The organism is uncultured Campylobacter sp. (assembly GCF_938030145.1).
Classification (GTDB): Bacteria; Campylobacterota; Campylobacteria; order Campylobacterales; family Campylobacteraceae; genus Campylobacter_B.
Genome location: NZ_CALHGM010000041.1, coordinates 1 through 19,276 on the forward strand (window position 1 = coordinate 1; position 19,276 = coordinate 19,276).

Below are 19,276 nucleotides of genomic sequence, written 5' to 3' on the forward strand. Positions count from 1 at the left end.
CGCCGCCTCTGCGAGAAGTGTGACCTCGCAATTCAAGTCCCCTTCCCGCCCCAAGAAAATAGAAATCACGGCGTGAATTTAGGAATGAAATTTTATTTTGTAAATTTTTACAAAATTTTATGATATAGCCTAGCGCTTGGGTACATTATGTGCGATATTCGTAAGGGGGCGGCGCTCAGAGTTGCGAGGCGCGCCCGCCCCCTTACCAACCCCCACCCGCGCGACGCTAGCAGGGCGGACTGCGTCCGCGTTATTCAAACTGCGGCTTGCGCCGCATATTTGAAATTTTAAATTCTACGTAAAATTTAAAACCACGAGCCGCAAAGTGTTTCGGCGCAGCGGGTATAAGCGGATGTAAATTTAAAATTTACCCGCTGCAAGCTGCAATCAGGATGCAAGCGAGTAAATTTGGCAATTTCAGGCAAATTCACGAGCAAAAATAAATTTTACAAATTCCCAAGAAATTTTATAAAATCTCTCTAAAATCATACCCTGCGTTTTTGAGCGCCCAGGCGATGTCCTCTTGATGAGCCTTGCCTTTAGTCTCAAGCGTGATCGTGATCTGCGCGTCGCCGTATTCGATATTGGTCGAAAAGCGGTCGTAGTCGATCTTGACGATGTTTGCATTGGCACGGCGCAAAATTTCTGTAAGCCCCGTAAGTGCGCCCGGCTTATCGACGAGCGTGACGTTGATCGTCATCTTGCGGTGCGACTTGATAAGACCTTTTTCGATGATGATGTTTAGCATCTGCACGTCGATATTGCCGCCGCTTAGGATGATACCGATCTTTGCGCCCGCGGGGAATGCAAATTTCGCGTTCATCAGCGCTGCTACTCCCGCCGCGCCCGCGCCCTCGACGATGATTTTTTGCTGCTCGAGCAGATAGAGTATCGCGCTTGCGATCTCCTCGTCATCGACCTGCACGAACTCATCGACGCACTCGATGATCGTAGAGAGCGTGATCTCGCTCGTATCTCGTACCGCGATGCCGTCGGCGATGGTGCGGACCGATTCGGAATTTAGCGGCTTTTTCGCGACGAAGCTATCGTGCATCGCAGGCGCGCCCTTGGCGGCTACGGCAATAATTTTGATGTCGGGGTTGATCTGCTTGGCGCAGCTGCAAACTCCCGTCGCAAGCCCGCCGCCGCCTACAGGAACGACGATGTATTCAAGATCAGCGACCTCTTCGATCATCTCAAGCGCGATCGTGCCCTGGCCCGCTTGGACGAACTCGTCGTTAAAAGGATGCACGAACGTCAGATTGTGCTCTTTGGCATATTCCAGTGCAAACGCGTACGCCTCGTCGAAATTATCGCCCTTTAGGATGATCTCTGCGCCCAGAGCCTTCGTGCCGCTTACCTTAAGTAGCGGCGTAGCTTCAGGCATTACGATCACGGCATGCACGCCGAATTTTTGCGCGCTCATCGCTACGCCCTGGGCGTGGTTGCCCGCGCTTGCAGCTATTACTCCATGGGCCCGCTCCTCATCCGTTAGGTGCGCGATTTTATTGTAAGCGCCGCGAATCTTATACGCGCCGGTGCGCTGCAAATTCTCGCTTTTGAGATACACTTCCGCGCCGTAAAGCTTGCTGAGCTTCGGCGCCAAAGCAAAGGGCGTTTTATAGACGAAATCGTTTATCGTGCGCTTTGCTTGGATGATTTTATTTAGATCAACCATCTACTTCCTTTCGTAATTTTAAATTTTGTTATTATACATATTTTTAGGCGAAATTTTATCCAGCGCGCCGTCTAAATCCGCGACTTCGGTTTTAAGCTCATCTAACTCCTGCGCCGCAGCAGCACGCCGCATTCGATATGGCTCGTATGCGCGAACTGATCGAAGATCGCAAACCTGCGCACCTCATGCGTAACGCAAAGCGAGCGTAAATTTTCAAAAAGCGTCTGCGGATTACAGGAGATGTAGATTAGATTACGAAAATTTTTTATGAAATCAATCACGCTAGGCTCCAGCCCCGCGCGCGGCGGATCTATCAAGACGTGCGAAAAATCGTAGCTGAAAATATCGATCCCCTTCAGCCGCTCAAACTCGCGCTTGCGCGCAAACGCACTCATCAGCTCATCCGCGCTAAGGCGGATGAATTGCGCGTTGCAAACGCCGTTGAGCTCGCAGTTTATGCGGGCATTCGCGATCGAGCTTTTTGAAATTTCGCTCGCCAGCACGCGGTTAAATTTAGCCGCAAGCGGGATAGTGAAGTTGCCGTGCCCGCAGTACAGCTCCAGCAGATCGCGCGCGGCGGAGCTTTTGGGGCGCACGGCATATTTTTTGCAGCTAGAATTTTGCGCGGCGGGCTTCTCGCAGCTAGAATTTTGCGCGCTTTGCTTTTCGCAATCTAAATTTTGTGAGGCGGAATTTTGCACGTCCAAATCCTTGCGAGCGAAATTTTTATCCGCAGAGCTCTCGTCTTTGGACGTATAGTTAAATTTCACGGAATTTTCGCCGTTAAATTTTGCAGAAGCGGAATTTGCTTTAACGGAATTTCGGTAGGCGGCGTCAAATTCGGCGGAATTTACAGAAGCAGAATTTCTATCAGTAGAATTTTGCGGGGCGGACTGCTCGCAACTGTAATTTTGCGCAGCGGAATTCTCCGCTATGGAATTCTTTGCAACGAAATTCTGCGCGGCGCACAGCTCGCTCGTGCCCTCTTTGCCGAAGTCCACGCAGCTTCTCGCCCAGGCGATCATCTTTTCGTTCACGCCGCGGTTTGGCTGGATGAAGGCGTTTTCGCCGAAGCGAAATTTATAAACTCGCCCGTCCACACAAAGCTCGTCTATGAGGCTTAGCTCGCCGCTTAGAAGCTTCTGTCTGCGCGCGCGAGCCATGATCGTGATACCAAGCTTGCCCGCTAGTTCGCAAATCGCCTCCTGTTCGCGCTCGCCCAGGCGCTTGTGATAAAGCAGCGTCGCCAAAATCCCGCTAGCACACGAGATAAACTCGACGCCGAAGAGCTTCTCTTTTAAAGCTTCGCTCCGCCTAAGCGCCTCTAGCAGCCGCGGCATTAAATTTGCGATAGGAAGCGCTACCTTAGGGCATTCGTTAATTAAAATTTTCTTGCTACGTGCACCGCCCATCGTGTATGCAAGATCAGATGCGCTATGCCAAATATCGTGCCAGATGCCAAATTCCGCCCTGATGCGGTAATTTTGCGGCTGCGAGGCAAAAAACTCAAACTCGCCGTCAAAAAATTCTCTGAACTTATCGCTTATCAGCTGCTTTTTGTATGAAATTTGATCCTCATAGGGCTCGACGAGCGTGCAGCTGCCGCAGCTACTGAAGCTTTCGCAATTCATACATCCACTCTTTTACCCACCGTGCGCAGTAAAAGAATGATAGCTGCGATACCCAAGATCAGACATCCCCACACGCTGAGCCCAAAGCCCGCAGGTAGGTAGCCGCAAACGATACTAATGCCGCAAACGACCAGCGCATAGGTCATCTGCGTGCTTACGTGCTCGATGTGATCGCAGCCTGCGCCCATCGAAGAAAGGATCGTCGTATCCGAAATCGGCGAGCAGTGATCGCCGAAGATCGCTCCGGTGAGTACTGCGCTGATATTTACGCACATGAAAACGTGAAATTCCTCGCCGCTAAGTCCGTATTTTTGCCCCACGGCGTGCGCTAACGGTACGGCCAGAGGAGTTACGATACCCATGGTGCCGAAGCTCGTGCCGGTGGAAAATGAGATAAACGAGCTAAGCACGAAGATCACGATCGCAAGCGCAAAGCGCGGCGTAGCGTCGCTTAGAAGCTCGACTAGGTAGCGCGAAGTACCAAGCTCTTTGATAACAGAGCTTAGCGACCACGCAAAAAGCAGGATTATGACGGTGTTTAGCATGCTTTTCCAGCCGCCAACCCAGACCTCGATCGCCTCTTTGACGCCGTAAATTTTTTGTGCGATGCCTAAAACGACGGCGATGATCGATGAAAAGAGCGCGGATTGAAACAGCACTACCGAGGCATCCGCCGCGCTAAATGCGGTGCGGATCGAAGTGAAGCTAAGAGGAGCCGCCTTGACCGCCTCCAAAGCCTCGCCCTCCAGCGAGCTGTAGCCGTTGAGATAAAATCCGATAACGGAAAGAACGATCATCGCTCCTAGCGGGATTATCGCGTTTATCTTGCGAAGTACTACGCCCTCTTTGGGTACGAAAATTTGATCCTCTAAATTTTTGATCTTAAAATCCGCGGCTCCGCTCTTACCGCCGCGAGATGCGATCTCTGCGCGATACATCGAGCCAAACTCCCTACTCATCACTGCCGTGGCGACTACGAAAAAGATCATGAAAATGTTATAAAATCTATACGGAATCGTCTCTACAAAGACGGTAAAGGCATTTATGTTTTCTATGCCGATCTGCGAGTAGGCCTCTTTGATCGCCGAAATTTCGACTCCGACCCAGGTGGAGATCACCGCGATACCGGTAATCGGCGCGGCGGTCGCGTCGATGATGAAGGCGAATTTCGCGCGCGAAATTTTAAATTTATCCATCAGAGGCCGCATGATGGGGCCCACGATCAACGCGTTTGCGTAATCATCAAAAAATATCACGATACCCATGAGCCAAGTATAAATTTGACCCAAAACTGGGGTGTCTGCGTGCTTGCTAAGCCAAAGCGCAAGCGCCTTCGTACCGCCGCTTTTGGTCACCAAAGCGATGAGCCCGCCGATACACATAACCTGAAGCAAAATACCCGCATTCCACGTATCCGCCATCGATTTTACCATACGCGAGCACAGGTTTGTAAAAGCGAAAAGCGCCGAAGCTGCGATATTTTGATCGACCATACCGATAAGAAAGGTTCCGCTTAGCACGCCCAAAAACAGCGACAAAATCACGTCCTTGGTGATGAAAGCAAGCACGATCGCCGCAACCGGCGGGATAAGCGTCAGCACGCCGTAAAGCTCGCTGTTTCGCACGGCGGGCTCCACGTCCGCAAGCGCCAGCGCGGGCAAAAAAATCGCTGTAAAGATAAGCAAATTTTTTAACATTTTAATCCTTGATTATTGATAAAATTTTAAAATTTAACCTCCGATCGGGGGTTAAATTTTAAAATTCTGCGCGCCTTGCAGCAATTATTCGTATTCACGCGCTTTCTTTTACGGCGATTTTTGAGCGTCTTAATCGCACAGCAAGCTCTACAATTTTGCTGCGTTTACAATTTCGAGCACGCATTTTTAAGCAATTTATCGCACAGAAAAATCTCTCCGGTGCAAAATACCGCGCGCGGCGTAATCAAAAGCGTTTTATAAACGCATTTAAAATTTTACTTAACATAGCAAAAGCCCCAAGTCAAGGTAAAATTCCGCAATGTTGCGACACTTGCTTTGCCGCAAGAGCGATAAATTTCGTGCGCAAAATTTGACGAAATCCCGCTCTTGATCGCAAACCAAAATCCCTCGGCAAAAATTTTATCGCGCATAAACGCACAAATATCGTCATTTTTAAAGCTCGTCTGCGCGTTTATAAAATTTCAGAGCATGCAACCTGCGCAAGCAAAGCGATAAAATTTTAAAGCGTTAAATTCTACCAACTCGCACTCGAAAAATCTGCTAAATTTATAGAATTTACAAAGCGGCAAAACATTAAATTTAAAGCTCATAAGGCTTTTGCAAACCCAAAACGCCGCAAACCTAAAACGACGACGAAGCGGCGAGCGACCCTTTAAATCAAGCCTGCTAATTCTCACGCTCAGGTGCATCTTGCGGATCGCTCGTAAAATCATCGCTTACTTGCGTAGGACTTAATCCAAGCGAGCGCAAATAGCTCTGCGTAGCCGCTTCACCACCCGCAAGCGCGTAGTCTAGCGCATTTAGCCCCGACTCATCGACTGCTTTTTCGTTTGCGCCCGATTTTACGAGCAATTCAACGATCTGCTTGGTACTTTTTTGCGCCGCAAACATCAGCAGTGTCTTGCCCGCGCCCGAACGCTCACAGCCGTCGCTACGCTCGCCTAACGATGCTAGAGCCTGGGCCTCGGCGCTGCCGATCTGGCGGACATTTACGCTAGCATGCGAGTAGATTAGCAACTTTACGAGCTCATAATTTTTTGCCGCGGCGGCGAAAAATATCGGAGTTTGCCCAAGTGAGTTTTTATAGCCAACCAAGGCGCCTTTAGAGATCATAAATTTTGCGCTTTGAACGTTATTCATCGCGTAAAATAGAGAGTTTTCCTCGCCCGCATTCACCTGCGCGCCTCGCTCGATCAAAGCGCCGCTAAAGCGCTCGTCATATCCTAGCAAAAGCGCCAGATCCAGGGCATTATCAAGCTCGTAAATTGCAAAATCCTTGCTAAAAAGTAGCGCACGGAACTCATCTGGGCCTACTCCGCCTTTTAGCGCCAGCTCAAGCTCACCGTAATTTCCCGCCTTGCGATCCTTTGCGGCGTATGCGATAAATTCCGCTATAACAGCGCTTGCCAGCTCATCGGCGTCGTTTTTATTAAATTTGGCGGCGAAATAATCTTTTAGCGCCTCCCTGGCTGCTGAGATCTCGCCCATAAAATTGCCATAAGCGATGAAATTTCCAATCTTGCGCTCAGAGTAAAATTCTAAGGCTTCAAGCGATTTTTCGCTAATTTGCGCGTAGTTTTTCTCTTTGGCATAGCTCAAAAAGCCCTCGCCATCCATTCCCGCAAATGCCAAGGTTCGCTCAAGCCTTTTTTCGTTCAGCAAGGCTTCGTTACCGACACAATCGATATTTTCGTCCCTGATCTCAGAAGCCGCGCTTTTTAAATTTTGCAAAAATTCTGCGCCAGCCAGCGAGCCTTTACAGCCAAAATCGCTTTGCAGCAGCTCTTCGTCCGCAGGCTCTTTGCTAAAAAAGCCGCGCGGATCGCTTAGTATCTGCTCGCAAGAAGCGCCAAAAAGCGTGCCGCAAAAAACAAACGAACCCATTAGAATTTTTCGCATCGCTACCTCGAATTGCATTTGAAGCGTTATTTTACCTTTAAATTTATTTATTAAAACTTAGTGCGGGCGGTGGACTGCACGAAATTTCTTTAAGCTTTATGGAATTTCGCGAAATTTCTGAAATTTTGCGGCGCGGCGGCGCGGCGGCGGGCGGCGTTAAACGACGGCTAGGCAGAGGTGTAGAGACGGACGGCGCTGTATGACGACACAGCGACCGGCAGGTTAAAATTTTAAAATTTACGCGCGGGCTAGCGGTAAAATAAAATTTTGCAAGCTGTACAGATCTAGCGGAATTCCGCGCACGATCGCGCAATTAACTTGCCGAATAAAATTTTATGCGCTCTGCGCGGAGTGAAATTAAAATTTCTCCGAGTAAAATTCCGCGCTTAGCGCAAATTCCGCCGCGTTAAAATTTAGCGAATTTCAATCTGATGGAATTTAGCACGACCGTTACGGAGCTAAAGCACATCGCCGCGGCGCCGTACATCGGCTTTAGAAGCACGCCGAGCGCTGGATATAGCGCGCCTGCCGCGATCGGGATACACACGGCGTTGTAAAACAGCGCCCAGAAGAGGTTTTGCCTAATCGTCCGCATGGCAGCACCGCCTAGGCGGAATAGATACAGCACGCTTTCAAGGTCGTTCTTTATAAAAATCACGTCGCCCGCACCCTTGGCTACGTCGCTGCCGCCGTTCATCGCGATGCCGATGCTAGCGGCTTTTAAGCTCGGTGCGTCATTGACGCCGTCGCCCACGAAAAGCACCCGTTTGCCCTCGTCGGTCAAGGATTTGATGAACTCATATTTGCCGCTTGGAAGCACTCCGCTTCTTACCTCGTCGATGCCGAGGTTGCGAGCGACGAAATTTGCCGTTTTGGCGTTATCGCCCGTTAGCATGACGGTTTTTACGCCTCTGTTTTGTAGCGTCTGCACGACGCTGCGCGCTTCGGCTCTGATCTCGTCGTTAAATGCGATAAAGCCCGCGTATGAGCCGCCTATCGCGCAGTAAACGACGCCGAAGCCCTTGTCTAAAAGCTCCTCCGCTTCTACTTCGACGCCCGCATCCACGCCGCGCTCGCGCAGAAAGCCCGCGCTGCCGCAAAGAATTTCGCCGGTGGGATTTTTTGCGACGATACCTTTTCCCGCGACGCTTTCAAACTCACCGTTAAATTTAGAAATTTCGCCGAATTTCAGCTCGGCAAATTTCACGATCGCCTTTGAGATCGGATGTTCGCTAAGCTTTTGCGCGCTTGCTAAAGCGTAGAGATCCTGAGCGCTCAGATCGCTGAAGCTTACCGAAATTTCGCCCTTGCTAAGCGTGCCTGTTTTATCAAAAACCGCGACGTCCGCGTCCTTTAAAATTTCTAAAATTTCGGGATTTTTGATTAAAATTCCAGCTTTTGCGGCGTTTGAGATCGCGCAAACGATCGCAATCGGCGTCGCAAGCCCTAGCGCGCACGGGCAGGAGATGATAAGCACGCAGATAGCTGCGGATGCAGCGTATGAGAGCCGCCCGTCAAGCGCCATCCACGCTATAAAGCTAACAAGCGCGATCAAGATCACCGCGGGCACGAAGATATTTGAAATTTTATCGGCAAAGCGCGCGATCGGCATCTTTTTGTTGCCCGCCTCGTTTAGCAGATTTTTAATCTCGGCAAGCAGCGTCTGATGCGAAAATTTCGTCACCTTCACGTAGATGACGCCGTCAGTGCTGACGCAGCCTGCATTTACCTCATCGCCTACGCTTTTATAAACCGCCAAGCTCTCGCCGCTGATGAGAGAGGCGTCGATCTGCGCGCCGCCTTCTACGATAAGCCCGTCGCAAGGGATGCGCGAGCCGTTTTTTACGAGAACCTTATCGCCCGGCTTTAGCGCTTCTGCGCGCACTTCGGCTATCGTGCCGTCGTCTTTGATCAAAAGCGCGGTTTTAGGGCTTAGATCGATTAGCCCCTTGATGTAGTCGTTCGCCTTCATCTTGCTGCGCTCTTCGAGGTATTTGCCGAGCGAAATAAAGGCGATTATCATCGAGGCGGATGAGAAATAAAGATTGGTAAATTCATTCTGCGCGCCGTGCGTATAGACCCACGCCGCGGCCGTTAGCGAATAAGCAAACGCAAAAAAGCTTCCCATCGCCACGAGCACGTTCATATCGAAGCTTCTGTTTTTCAGCGAGCCGTAAGCGTGATAAAAGAAGTTCTTGCCGCAGTAAAAAAGGCTCACGCACGCCATCGCCGCGCAAAGCAGCGCCTTTGGAACGAAGCTTAAAAACCCGCTCATCTCCACAGCCATTACCGCCGCAGCTAAAATGAGAGCGAGGATTAGCCTAAATAGCGCCGCTTTGAGGTTGCGCCGCTTTTTGCGCTCCAAATCCTCGTAATCCACGGCGATATCGTAGCCTAGTTTTTTGATCTTAGCTTTTAACGTCTCCTCAAGCACCGGATCGGCAAGTACGAACTCGCCGTTGCCGTTTGCGAAATTTACGTGCGCGTCCTGTACCCCCTCGATCTTGCGACTTACCCGCTCGATCGCGTTAGAGCAGTTTACGCAGCTCATCCCGACGATATTTAGAGTGATTTTACTTGACATTGCGTTAGTTTTTAGGCTAGCTTTTCTGCGACGCTAAAGCCCAAATCGTCCATCTCCTCTTTAAATTTAGCCTCGTCGCGCGGATCTAAGCTTAAACTCACCACTCCGCTTGCTACGTCCACCTCGATCTCGCCGAAATCGTCCTTAAGCGCGTTTTTGATCGTCCTTGCGCAGTTTTCGCAGTGGATATTTTGCGCCTTAAATTTTACGCTTTGTTTCAAAGCCATAAGCCTCTCCTTTGGATTAAAATTTTAAAACTTATACTACTTTTTAATAAATTTAAGTCGCAACACATTAAATTTACTCTATTATAGCAGTTAAATCTTTAAACTGCGAGGTATAGACATGAGTGAAATTTCTTTCTATTTTGAGGAAGGTGATTTCGTGTTAAAAGCCAGTAGAGTTGTTAAAGCCGAAAAGAGCGGCACGCTTGTCTTTCGAAACAAAATGAACTCTGTGTTATTCCCGGTTAATTTCACGGCTAGGGATTATGATATTTTCTTTACGATCTGCTGGTATGCAAAGCAGATGGGCTATGTTGAAAATGCCAAATTTATTGAAATGCCTTACTCTGAAATTTGTAGATTTATGCCGTCTGGCCTGAATAAAACCAGATTTAACGATGAAGTAAAGAATTTTAGAGCCAAAGTTTTAGGGCAAGACGGCGCTGCCATCTATAGGAGCGTCGAAATTACCGAAGATGATGAAATAACTACCGTAGGCGTATTTTTTACGGATATTCGGATTTTTAGAAATAAGCAATCATTAAGTTTTAGACTAAACCCGGTTGCTCTTGAGATTTTATTCAGTACCCTTAAATTTATGAAAATAGATTTAAACGACTTTGTTGCGATTAAGGGCAAATTTGCCAAGACTTTATATCGACTCCTGCATCAATACGAAAACGTAAAAGCCGATAAAGACGGCTTTAAGTGTGTAAATTTTAATAGAGACGACTTTGAAAGATTTATGAGTGCGCCGGCTAAATATAACGCTTCCGATTTGGATCGCTTTGTAATTAATCCGTCTATAAACGAATTAAATGAAAGCTATTTCAAAAAACTTCTTTTTGAGAAAAGAATAGCTGACGGCAATAAAAAAGCAGTGGTCGGCTACTCGTTCAAATTTATTTTGAATGAAAAAACGGAAAGAATAGGGGCTTAAAACTGCGCCTCTTGTCGCTTTAGGTGCATAACCCTATCGCTTTGATCCTTATCGTCGCTTACAGGGCTTCTAGGGACTTAAAATTATCTTAAAACAACGCATTCCCGGTACAAATAAATTGCCGGGTTCTGCGCTATCCTCTTATTCTCATAGCGATGTATTCGTCCGTATCTAGGTCGTAGTTGTTCGCTTCGGCTTTAAACTGCATCAGTTCGTCAAAGGTAAAAATATCTTTGAGCTCGTATGTGGCTAAAATTTTAACGTCTGAATACGTCAGGATGCTTACTTCTAGGCTCTCTGCGATCTGCCTTATTTTCTCTTTCTTGGAATCACTTACGAATACGATATAATTTTTTATATGCTGCACGTCCTTTGGATCGTTTGGCTGCGGCGCCTCGATAAGCCCCATTTTAAACCGCACAAACTCGCTCATGCTGGTGTTGAACCATTTGGCCTGATCATAAATTGTTATCAGCACATCGTCTTTTATATGCGGTATCGGCGTCGTTAGGGCGAGCTCTATAAATTTGGCCAGCGTATACGTCGGATATTTTTTTCGTATTTTTACGGCCAGTTCCTTTGAGAATTTCGTCCCTATCGCCACTTTGCTCTTTTTTGCCGGCGCTTCTTTTTGCGTGTCCGCCCCAGTTATAAATTCCTCTAGCTTGTCCGTAGAGTTGCTTGCTCTTTTAAAGTCCATTTTCTTCCCTTTTATTTTTTAAAATTCTAATCTCTTAATCTTAATAAAAAATGAAATATTAAAAATTAAGATAGCATTATTTTTAATTTTTCGCAAAACTAAAAATAATAAATTTCCTAAATTTATACTAAAAAAACGATAAAATGCTCATTTTTCACCCTTTTAAAAATATCTCTTCGCATAAGTTTTTGATTTCTTGCTCCGCCTTGTTGCCGTCATTCATCTCGACTACGCCGTAGCCTAGTTGTGTGGCTATTTTGTAGCGCTCGCGCTCAAATATGATCGTGCCCGCTAGCCTTATGTAATCCTCTTGAAGCTCCTCGATAAATGCTTTCAGGCTGTCTATTTTCTTGTATAAAAACGGGTTGGTCGAGGCTCGGTTTATTACGATATAGGCTTGCAGCTTTTCGTTTTGCTCTTTGGCCATTTTTACGATATTGACCATTTTGTCTAGGACGCTTACGTCAAACTGGCTTGGAATGGTCGGGATTATCACGATGTCGCTTAGAGCGATGGCTATTCGCATCTCTCTGCTATCTCGGCCGCCCGTGTCTACGACTATGTCTTTGCTGCGATCTACGTTTTGCAGAAATTCTTTTAAATTTTCGCCGTATTTGTAAGCAAAATCAAATGCCTTTGGATGCCCCTCTTCGTTTCGTATATTTAAAAACGTGGCGATCGACTTTTGCGGATCGGTATCCAGCAGCAAAAGTGACTCGCCTTTTACCATGCCTTGATTTATGGCTATGTTTGTGGCAAGCGTACTTTTTCCGCTGCCGCCTTTTTCGTTGCAGATCGATACTATCATCATCTCTCCTTTGCGTAAAAATTTAAAATGATTATATCGCCTTAAACTTAATAAATAATAAAATATATATTGTTAGAATACTATCTTATAAAATAAAATCAAAGATAAAAGGTATATTTTAAATAAAATTACATAAAAATAGCAATAATATTTTATAAATTTCTACTCTTTTCTAGTCGATAGTAAGAAGTGCATTTTTATAATAAAATAAAGCATTGCGTTAAATACGATATAGCAGATCGCGGCCAGCGTTATAAAGAACGCGTCCGCGTTTAGGATCGTTTCCACCTTATTAGGTAGTTTGAAAAAATATAAAACTGCATTTGTGCCAAAGCCTAGTAAATTTATGGCCAAAAATACCCACATAAATCGCTTGGCGGGGCTGTTAAATAGTTCTGTTTTCTTTGACTTCTTCATGATTTTAAATAAATTTCTCCCTAAATTTGATTTATTAGCCTAGTTCTCGGTTTAAGGCCGTTGATTCGCTGAATTATTATCCTGGTAAATAGTTCTTGTCCGTTTAGGACGGCCGATTTCGTGTTGCTTTGTGCATAGTCTTGTTTTACTAGCTCGGGGTATTTTTCCTTGATCTCAAAATCGCAGCCCAATATATGAAACTGCGCAGGGTTGTGCCGTAAAAAGAACGTAAGGGGTACGCCGATTACGCCATCATAGTCGATCGGTATGTTTTTATAATTGGTCACTTCTATGATTTTGTAGTTATCGTATTCCGGGTATTCGTGCTCATTGCCTTTGTATTTTTTCATCAGTCTTACGCCGGTTTGATGCTTTGTGCTTTTTAAATTCGTAAACCACGATACGTTGCTAAATCGCTTTTTGCTGCCGTCCGGGCGAGTAAAAATATTTACTTGGTGATTTCCTAGCCAAATTTGGTTATTTTTGTATAGCTCAAATATCTTTTTATAGGTAATCGAATACGTTCCGCCTACGATTAAAAATTTCTTTTGACCGCTTTGGGCTATATCTATAAGCTCTCTAAAAAGGGAGAAGGGTGGATTAGTTACGACGATGTCGGCCTGCGCGATTATCTCCTTTACTTCGTCGCTGCGAAAGTCGCCCCGACCGCGCAACTGCGTTTCGCTCATGCCGTCACTCGTGATCTCTATTTTCGTGCCTTTCGAGTTTAGCTCGTTGATGTTAAACGTCGTCGTGATCAGCTTTTTTAGCTCCAAAGTTTTAAAATTTAAGGCGAAATACCTATAAAAGTTGCTATTTTTGCCGTCATTGCACGGGCAGACTACGATTTTGCCTTTAAAGTGCGCTTTGTAGTCTCGTAGCTCTTCTCTGATCTCGTCAAAGCTAGTATAAAACTCGTCGTCGATCTCGTATTTGGCTTTCATAAAATATACATTGGCTCTCTTTTCTTTATCTGCCATCCAGCCTTGCTCGACCAGCTCGTTTTGGGTTGAAATTTGGCTCATTCTTTCCCTTTTTGTCCCGTTTTGCTTTTTGTATCGAAATACGATTTTAAAAAGCAAATTTCAAAATAATCAGCTTCTGGATCATTTAAATAATGCTCTAAAAATGAAGTGAGTTCTGAACGTACGCTGCCAAACTCTTTAATAAATTTTTTCTTATTTTGCGTTGCAAAGCATATAAAATCATCTTTGCCGATAATACACTCATAACGACTTTCTAAGTTTTTCTTGTATTTTTTAAAAATGTCAAAAAATACAGGGTTTAACGTATCCTTATATTTTTTACCGAAATAAATCCCGGCTATATCTTGCTCTTTATCGATTGTCGTTTTACGGCAAACACGAAAAAAGATTTCGGTGTTGTCCACAACCATGTTATTTCCTCTTCAATGCCTTTTCTATAAACGCCTTACAAATTTTCAGATCAGTATCGTAACCTTTGGGTAGCTCCAGCTTTTTATCTTTTGCTAGATCTTGCGCTAGTTTGATTTGTTTGTCGCTCGGCGGGCGGATGGCTTTATCTTTATTTTTATTTATAAAATCCGAGCAAATTTTCCAGTCTGCTTCTATGCCGTCCGGCAATGCTATTTTTAAATCCGAAGCTATGTTTTTCGCAAAATTTAGCTGGGCTTCGCTCGGAGGTTTGGTCTCGCCGCTATTTAGCTCTTTAAAGCCCATTTTCTCGTGCAGCGGCTTTATAAAATCGAGATAATTTACTTTGCCGTCGCTTATTTCGTCTAGCACGCCTTCCATTTGCTTTGTAAATTCGCTTTGCGTGATCCACTCGTCATTCGCCTTAACACTTTCGATGAAACTTATCCCTTTGCCGGTGGCCACTATGTTTTGATTTTTGCCTTTGGTCTCGATAACTACGAATTCCCGCTTTAAAAGCGTAGGCAGAAACGTCGCATACGTGCTTGGCCTACCGATGCCCTCTTTTTCTAAAAGGGAGATAAAATTGCTTTCCTTGTAGTGCTGCGGAGCTTGCTTTTTAACTTCTTGTAGCTCGAAGCCTAGCACCTCGACTTCGTCGCCTTGATTTAAATTTAGCTCTATTTGGGCTACGTCTTTATCTTGCTCGTCTTCATCGTCCGCTTGCTCTTTCAAAGCCCCCTTAAAGCCTTTATAAATGCATTTGCCGGTCTTGGCCTTAAAGCTTAGAGCCTTGACGTCTATGTCGTATGTTTTGTTCTCGTTTACGGCATTTTTGGCTTGGCTTAGGACTGAATTTAGAAAAATGAGCTCATAAAGCGATTTTTCGTCATCGCTTAGGCTTTCGCGCCCGGCGATCTCATCTATCTCGCCGTAACCATGCACGTGGCTTATACGGATCGCTTCGTGGGCTTCGGCTTGACTTTGGCTGCCGGCTTTATATATTTTTTTCTCGTACCACTCCTCCCCTTTAAATTTAGCTTCTACTTCGTTTATAAACTCGTCCGATATAGTGTTGCTGTCGGTTCTATGATACGTTATAAGACCTTTTTCGAATAGCTTTTGAGCTAGGCTCATGGTTTTATCCGAGCTAAACCCCAGCCTCTTATTCGCCGCTTCTTGCATTTGGCTGGTTCTAAACGGAGCTTGCGGCTTTATTTGGCTTTGTTTCGTATCTATTTGATATACTTTCGCCCTGCTACCGCCAAGTTCGGCGATTTTTGCGTTCGCTTCGTCCTTTGAGCTAAAAATATTATCGTTTACGGCCGTAAATTCTACGCCGCTCCTCGTTTTTAGCTTTGCTTTGATTTTGTAGTCGATCTGTTTTGATGCCGGGCTCGCTAAAAACTCTTTTATTTCAAGCTCTCTTTTTACGATCAGGGCGAGCGCAGGCGTTTGAACCCTGCCGACGGATAAATTTTTATCGTTGAGCTTGTTGATGTAAGCAGGCGACATAATAAAGCCCACCAGCTTATCGCCTACCGCTCGTGCTTTAAAGCTATCGAATTCCTTTAAATTTGAGCTTGCAAACGGCACGGCTTTATCTAGCCCTTTTTTGATGCCGCTTTCGGTTATTTCGTGAAACTCGGCGCGCTTTACGCTTTTGGCGATATTTTTAATCGTCTCGTAAACCATGTAGCCGATGCCGTATCCCTCTCTGTCCGGGTCGGTAGCGATAATGACGTCCTTGCCTTTGCAATCGTTAAAAATTTCGTTCATTCTATGCTTGCTTTGCTCTTTCATCTCAAATATCGGCTCATAGCCGGTATAATCGGCCACTATCTCCTTTGTAAGCTCTTTAAAATGTCCTTTGGTAGCATAAACCTTTGCGCCGGTTATATGCTCTATCTTATCGCACTTGTTTGGGCTTTCGATGATGATTACGGCATTGCTCATTTTTCGCTCCTTAGTTAAATTTATTGCTCAAACGGCGCATCTTGCGCGTTATCGATATATTCATTGTCTATCTGCGACGCAGAATGGGTTTGCTCGTTTTGCCCGATTTCTTGCCTATCTTTGGTATCGAGCATTATCATCTTATCGACGACTACGCTATGCTTGCTTCTGTTTTGTCCGTTATTATCCGTCCATCGGTCAAATTTCAACCGTCCCTCGATAAATATCCTTGAACCCTTAGCCAGGTACTGATTGGCTATTTCCGCGCTTTTACCCATAAAAGTTACGTCTATAAAGCACGTCTCTTCCCGCTTCTCGCCGTTTGCCGCATTAAATTTGTGTGTCGAGGCTATTGCGGTATTGCCTATGGCCATACCACTTGCCGTGTATCTGAGCTCTATATCTTTGGTTAAATTTCCTATGATTGTAGCTTGTGCGAACATTTTTACCCCTTTTAAAAGAATTTTCTAAATTTGAGCCTTACGGCACCGCGTATCCGCCGCGAAATACTTTATAAGCATCATATACGCCTTTTCCTAGCATTTTCGTGCCTTTGCCTATATCTTTTCCAAGATTTACGCTCGCGTCTATTCCGGCTTTCGTGATTTGTCCTACCGCATTTCCGCCGGTAGCCTTGCCGAAGCTTTGCAACGCTCCGCCGATAAAGCTGCCGCCTGTCGCTTTTCTAGCTAGTCCACCCAGCAAAGTCTTTCCGGCTATGCCGCCTGCTACTGCGCCTGCCACTACTCCGCCTGCTCCGCTTTCCATCTGTGTTCCTAGTACCGCATTTATCCAATTTGGTATTTTTCTGATTATGAAAAGCGCAGTTATGCAAGTAATTGCTCCAGTAATCAAATATTCAAACTGCTTTATAAATAATTCGCCTATGACGTTTTGATATTTCTCAAGCTCTATGATCGGATTCATTGCTAAATTTAGGGCTATAAATGCCAAAGGAGCGATGATGGCGTATGATAGGTATAGCTTGTACCAGCTCCATAAATACGGCAAAAAGCGCGGCGTTATCAAAAATGGCAGCACTAGCGGCAGCGTGCTTAATATCAAAAATGCCACGAATTTGCTAAAAAATATAACGATCGTGATGCCGATTAATAGAATGAAAAATACTAAGTAAAATATCCAAAACGGGATCATTAAAAATGCCGTTACAACCCCTGCCATTATATAATCACTCGGACCATTAAAGCTTAATCCCAAAAATGACCATTCTTGTGATTTTAAATAAGTTTTTGTTCCATAGTCCCACATTAAAGCTCTTAAATTATCCACCCTATTGGCCGATTCCGTTACAATCGTTCCGAAATCTTGACTCTGAAAAATCGAGCTTACAGTCGCGGTTATCATATTTTCAGGTATGGTTAGGACGTATAGGGCGCCGGTATATGCGCCAAATGAGCTAAGAACGGCAAAAATAAAGCAAAGCTTGATTATATATTTTATAGCGTTAAATGTCTCCTCTCGCGTCGGATAGCCGTTTTTTAGCTTATCCAACAGCCAAAATACGACTATTAAGATTACGATCGTCGTCGTGGCGGTCGAATAAACTAAATCGTGAGCTCCTTGATAAAATTTTTCAAATAAACTCATCACGTTTTCTTGCATAACTGCTTGAGTCTTGTTTATCCAGTTGCTATCCGTTAAAAGCGTTTTTGCTACTTGCTGCTGTGCCATTTTATGCCCTCGTTATATCTTTTTTATAGGTTTTTATCGATATTAGTGCTTTATTGTTATCTAGCGGCTCTGAGATTTTTATCTTTTTGATTTCTATTTTTTTGCCGTCTTTCATTATCGTCTCTGTCGTAATCTCCTCTTGAAAATACGGGCTTTGCATCTCGATGATAAACTCTTCAGCTCCCTCTTTTATGCTTACATCATCCGCGCTTATCGGTTGCTTTTTGGCGGTCATTCCGTCGCCGACTCCTAAAAAATTCAAAAATTCAAATAACATTTTAATTCCTTTAAATTCGGGGCTTTCGCCCCGTCTACCCTAAGTTTGGTTTAGCTTACCTGCCTTGCTCCATGCCCTTATCTTTTTGCCTAGTCTGCTTTTTAGCTTTCTCGGCTTCTTTGGACATATCAAGCCTTTGCGCCGGGTTATAGTAGTCTACGCCTTTGATTTGAGCCATAGTTAGGTTGTCTAGCTGCTTTGCTAAATTTCCGCCTATCCCCAATGTCTTGCTGTAGTCTATTCTGACTTCGTATGCTTGGTTTTTGGCCGCCTCTCGGTAGTTTTGGATGGCAGTTAGATCCCGCTCCTTGATTTTTTCTTCGTTTAGCCCGTCGAATTGACTTACGTGATAGAGCGTTTTCGTCTCTAATCGCGGCTTTATCGGGATTTTTTCCTTGACTACGTACGTGATCGCCTTGCCGGTATTTTCATCGAGTCTAACGTTGCCGTCTTTGTCTTTGACTGCTGCTATAACCTCTTTGCCGTCTTTGTCCAGTTTCGGCCTTAGCTCGTGATCTGCGATATAAAGCATTTTAACGCCGTCCACTCTCGCTTGTAGGCCGTTTTTGGTTTTTAAAATTTCGCCGGTTTGCTCGTCGTGTTTGAGCTTTAGCACCCCGCCCATCGCGTTGCCTTGCTCCATCGTTACGAATTGAGCCTTGTCGTAGCCTTTTATGGCCATCTCCGCCCTTAAAAGCATGCTGGTCTCTCTTGAATACGTTTTGCCGGTTAAGGCGTTGTAAGGCATGGTGTTATCCACCTCTTCCTTGCTCATATCCCTTTGCCAATCCGCTTTTGCGGTCTTATGAGCTTCAAAAAGTTTATACTTCATATATTTATCGAAGCTCTCTTTTTTCTCGGCATTACTCATCTGCTCCCAACTCTTTTTCTCTTGTTCCGTTGCCATTTTTTATCCTTACGTCTGTCGTTTACTCATAGCTTTTGGGCTATGAGTCGGTATTGGGCTCGTCTTGATCGGCGACTTCCATGCTTTGGTGGGACTTGTTTAAATATTCCCATTCCTTGCTCTCGCCGTCGCTGATTTCAAACTCACCGTCTTCGCTTGTCGCAAATCGCTCGGCAAGATTTTTCTCATACTCTTTGTATGCCTTTTCTTGCTCTTGCTTTTCTGCATAGGTCATTGCTTACTCCTTAGGGTAGATTTTAGAGCTTTGAGCTCTAATTTAAATCTTCTATAAAAATTTAGATTAGAGCTCTTAAAAAATAATAAAACATCTAAAAATAAAATTACATATAATTTAAATTTAACAAAAATAAAAATATTATATTTTTAAATTTTTTGCTAAATTTATTATAAAAATTTATAAAATTTTACTCCCTATCCACTTTAATTTTTA

General features: G+C 45.1%; 18 protein-coding genes and 2 pseudogenes. 1 reads left to right on the forward strand and 19 read right to left on the reverse strand.

The window, feature by feature from the left end:
- Window positions 1-466 precede the first annotated feature (466 nt).
- From ilvA to Q0323_RS09195, 8 genes and pseudogenes are all read right to left on the reverse strand, one after another.
- Window positions 467-1,678 (reverse strand): threonine ammonia-lyase, encoded by a 1,212-nt coding sequence (ilvA, locus tag Q0323_RS09160; protein WP_298053787.1) that lies wholly within the window; start codon window positions 1,676-1,678, stop codon window positions 467-469.
- 101 nt (window positions 1,679-1,779) lie between these two features.
- Window positions 1,780-2,247 (reverse strand): annotated as a pseudogene (locus Q0323_RS09165) (methyltransferase domain-containing protein); the annotation flags it as partial.
- A gap of 393 nt (window positions 2,248-2,640) precedes the next feature.
- A pseudogene (locus tag Q0323_RS09170) lies at window positions 2,641-3,309 on the reverse strand (tRNA (uridine(54)-C5)-methyltransferase TrmA); the annotation flags it as partial.
- Window positions 3,306-5,006 carry a Na+/H+ antiporter NhaC family protein gene (locus Q0323_RS09175; RefSeq protein WP_298053791.1) on the reverse strand — a complete coding sequence of 567 codons (1,701 nt, stop codon included), beginning with the start codon at window positions 5,004-5,006 and terminating at the stop codon, window positions 3,306-3,308. The pseudogene Q0323_RS09170 and the gene Q0323_RS09175, both read right to left, overlap by 4 nt.
- Window positions 5,007-5,488: 482 nt before the next feature.
- Window positions 5,489-5,716: a hypothetical protein gene (locus Q0323_RS09180; RefSeq protein WP_298053794.1), complete on the reverse strand. Its 228-nt coding sequence runs from the start codon at window positions 5,714-5,716 to the stop codon at window positions 5,489-5,491.
- Complete coding sequence (locus Q0323_RS09185; protein WP_298053797.1) at window positions 5,694-6,944, reverse strand: ankyrin repeat domain-containing protein; 1,251 nt, start codon at window positions 6,942-6,944, stop codon at window positions 5,694-5,696. The genes Q0323_RS09180 and Q0323_RS09185 overlap by 23 nt, the downstream gene beginning before the upstream one ends.
- Before the next feature lie 388 nt (window positions 6,945-7,332).
- Complete coding sequence (locus Q0323_RS09190; RefSeq protein ID WP_298053800.1) at window positions 7,333-9,510, reverse strand: cation-translocating P-type ATPase; 2,178 nt, start codon at window positions 9,508-9,510, stop codon at window positions 7,333-7,335.
- A gap of 11 nt (window positions 9,511-9,521) precedes the next feature.
- Window positions 9,522-9,737 (reverse strand): heavy-metal-associated domain-containing protein, encoded by a 216-nt coding sequence (locus tag Q0323_RS09195; protein ID WP_040304091.1) that lies wholly within the window; start codon window positions 9,735-9,737, stop codon window positions 9,522-9,524.
- A gap of 118 nt (window positions 9,738-9,855) precedes the next feature.
- Here Q0323_RS09195 and Q0323_RS09200 point away from each other — a divergent pair, with 118 nt between their 5' ends.
- Window positions 9,856-10,674 carry a replication initiation protein gene (locus Q0323_RS09200; RefSeq protein WP_009495786.1) on the forward strand — a complete coding sequence of 273 codons (819 nt, stop codon included), beginning with the start codon at window positions 9,856-9,858 and terminating at the stop codon, window positions 10,672-10,674.
- Between the two features lie 133 nt (window positions 10,675-10,807).
- On the opposite strand, the gene Q0323_RS09205 is transcribed toward Q0323_RS09200, so the two are convergent.
- The 11 genes from Q0323_RS09205 to Q0323_RS09255 all read right to left on the reverse strand — a co-directional run bounded on the left by Q0323_RS09205 (window position 10,808) and on the right by Q0323_RS09255 (window position 19,060).
- Window positions 10,808-11,374, reverse strand: coding sequence for a hypothetical protein (locus tag Q0323_RS09205; protein WP_009495784.1), 567 nt, complete (start codon window positions 11,372-11,374; stop codon window positions 10,808-10,810).
- Window positions 11,375-11,528: 154 nt separating this feature from the next.
- Entirely contained in the window at window positions 11,529-12,182 is a 654-nt protein-coding gene (locus Q0323_RS09210; protein ID WP_009495782.1) for an AAA family ATPase, read from the reverse strand.
- 162 nt (window positions 12,183-12,344) lie between these two features.
- Complete coding sequence (locus Q0323_RS09215) at window positions 12,345-12,599, reverse strand: hypothetical protein (protein ID WP_298053806.1); 255 nt, start codon at window positions 12,597-12,599, stop codon at window positions 12,345-12,347.
- Window positions 12,600-12,619: 20 nt separating this feature from the next.
- The gene (locus Q0323_RS09220; protein ID WP_009495778.1) at window positions 12,620-13,624 is read right to left on the reverse strand and encodes an adenine-specific methyltransferase EcoRI family protein; all 1,005 of its coding nucleotides are present in this window, start codon (window positions 13,622-13,624) and stop codon (window positions 12,620-12,622) included.
- Complete coding sequence (locus Q0323_RS09225; RefSeq protein ID WP_009495776.1) at window positions 13,621-13,995, reverse strand: hypothetical protein; 375 nt, start codon at window positions 13,993-13,995, stop codon at window positions 13,621-13,623. Before Q0323_RS09225 ends, Q0323_RS09220 begins: the two co-directional genes overlap by 4 nt.
- 1 nt (window position 13,996) lies before the next feature.
- On the reverse strand, window positions 13,997-15,949 hold the full coding sequence (locus Q0323_RS09230) for a type IA DNA topoisomerase (RefSeq protein WP_298053812.1): 1,953 nt from the start codon (window positions 15,947-15,949) through the stop codon (window positions 13,997-13,999).
- A 20-nt stretch (window positions 15,950-15,969) separates the two neighbouring features.
- A complete protein-coding gene (gene ssb, locus Q0323_RS09235; RefSeq protein WP_009495772.1) occupies window positions 15,970-16,392 on the reverse strand; it encodes a single-stranded DNA-binding protein in 423 nt (140 codons plus the stop codon).
- Between the two features lie 37 nt (window positions 16,393-16,429).
- A complete protein-coding gene (locus Q0323_RS09240; RefSeq protein WP_009495770.1) occupies window positions 16,430-17,641 on the reverse strand; it encodes a type IV secretion system protein in 1,212 nt (403 codons plus the stop codon).
- Between the two features lies 1 nt (window position 17,642).
- Window positions 17,643-17,918, reverse strand: a complete 276-nt coding sequence (locus tag Q0323_RS09245) for a hypothetical protein (RefSeq protein WP_009495768.1) — start codon at window positions 17,916-17,918, stop codon at window positions 17,643-17,645.
- 55 nt (window positions 17,919-17,973) lie between these two features.
- Window positions 17,974-18,825 (reverse strand): ArdC-like ssDNA-binding domain-containing protein, encoded by an 852-nt coding sequence (locus Q0323_RS09250; RefSeq protein ID WP_009495766.1) that lies wholly within the window; start codon window positions 18,823-18,825, stop codon window positions 17,974-17,976.
- Window positions 18,826-18,865: 40 nt separating this feature from the next.
- Window positions 18,866-19,060, reverse strand: coding sequence for a hypothetical protein (locus Q0323_RS09255; protein ID WP_002952535.1), 195 nt, complete (start codon window positions 19,058-19,060; stop codon window positions 18,866-18,868).
- Between the last annotated feature and the right edge of the window lie 216 nt (window positions 19,061-19,276).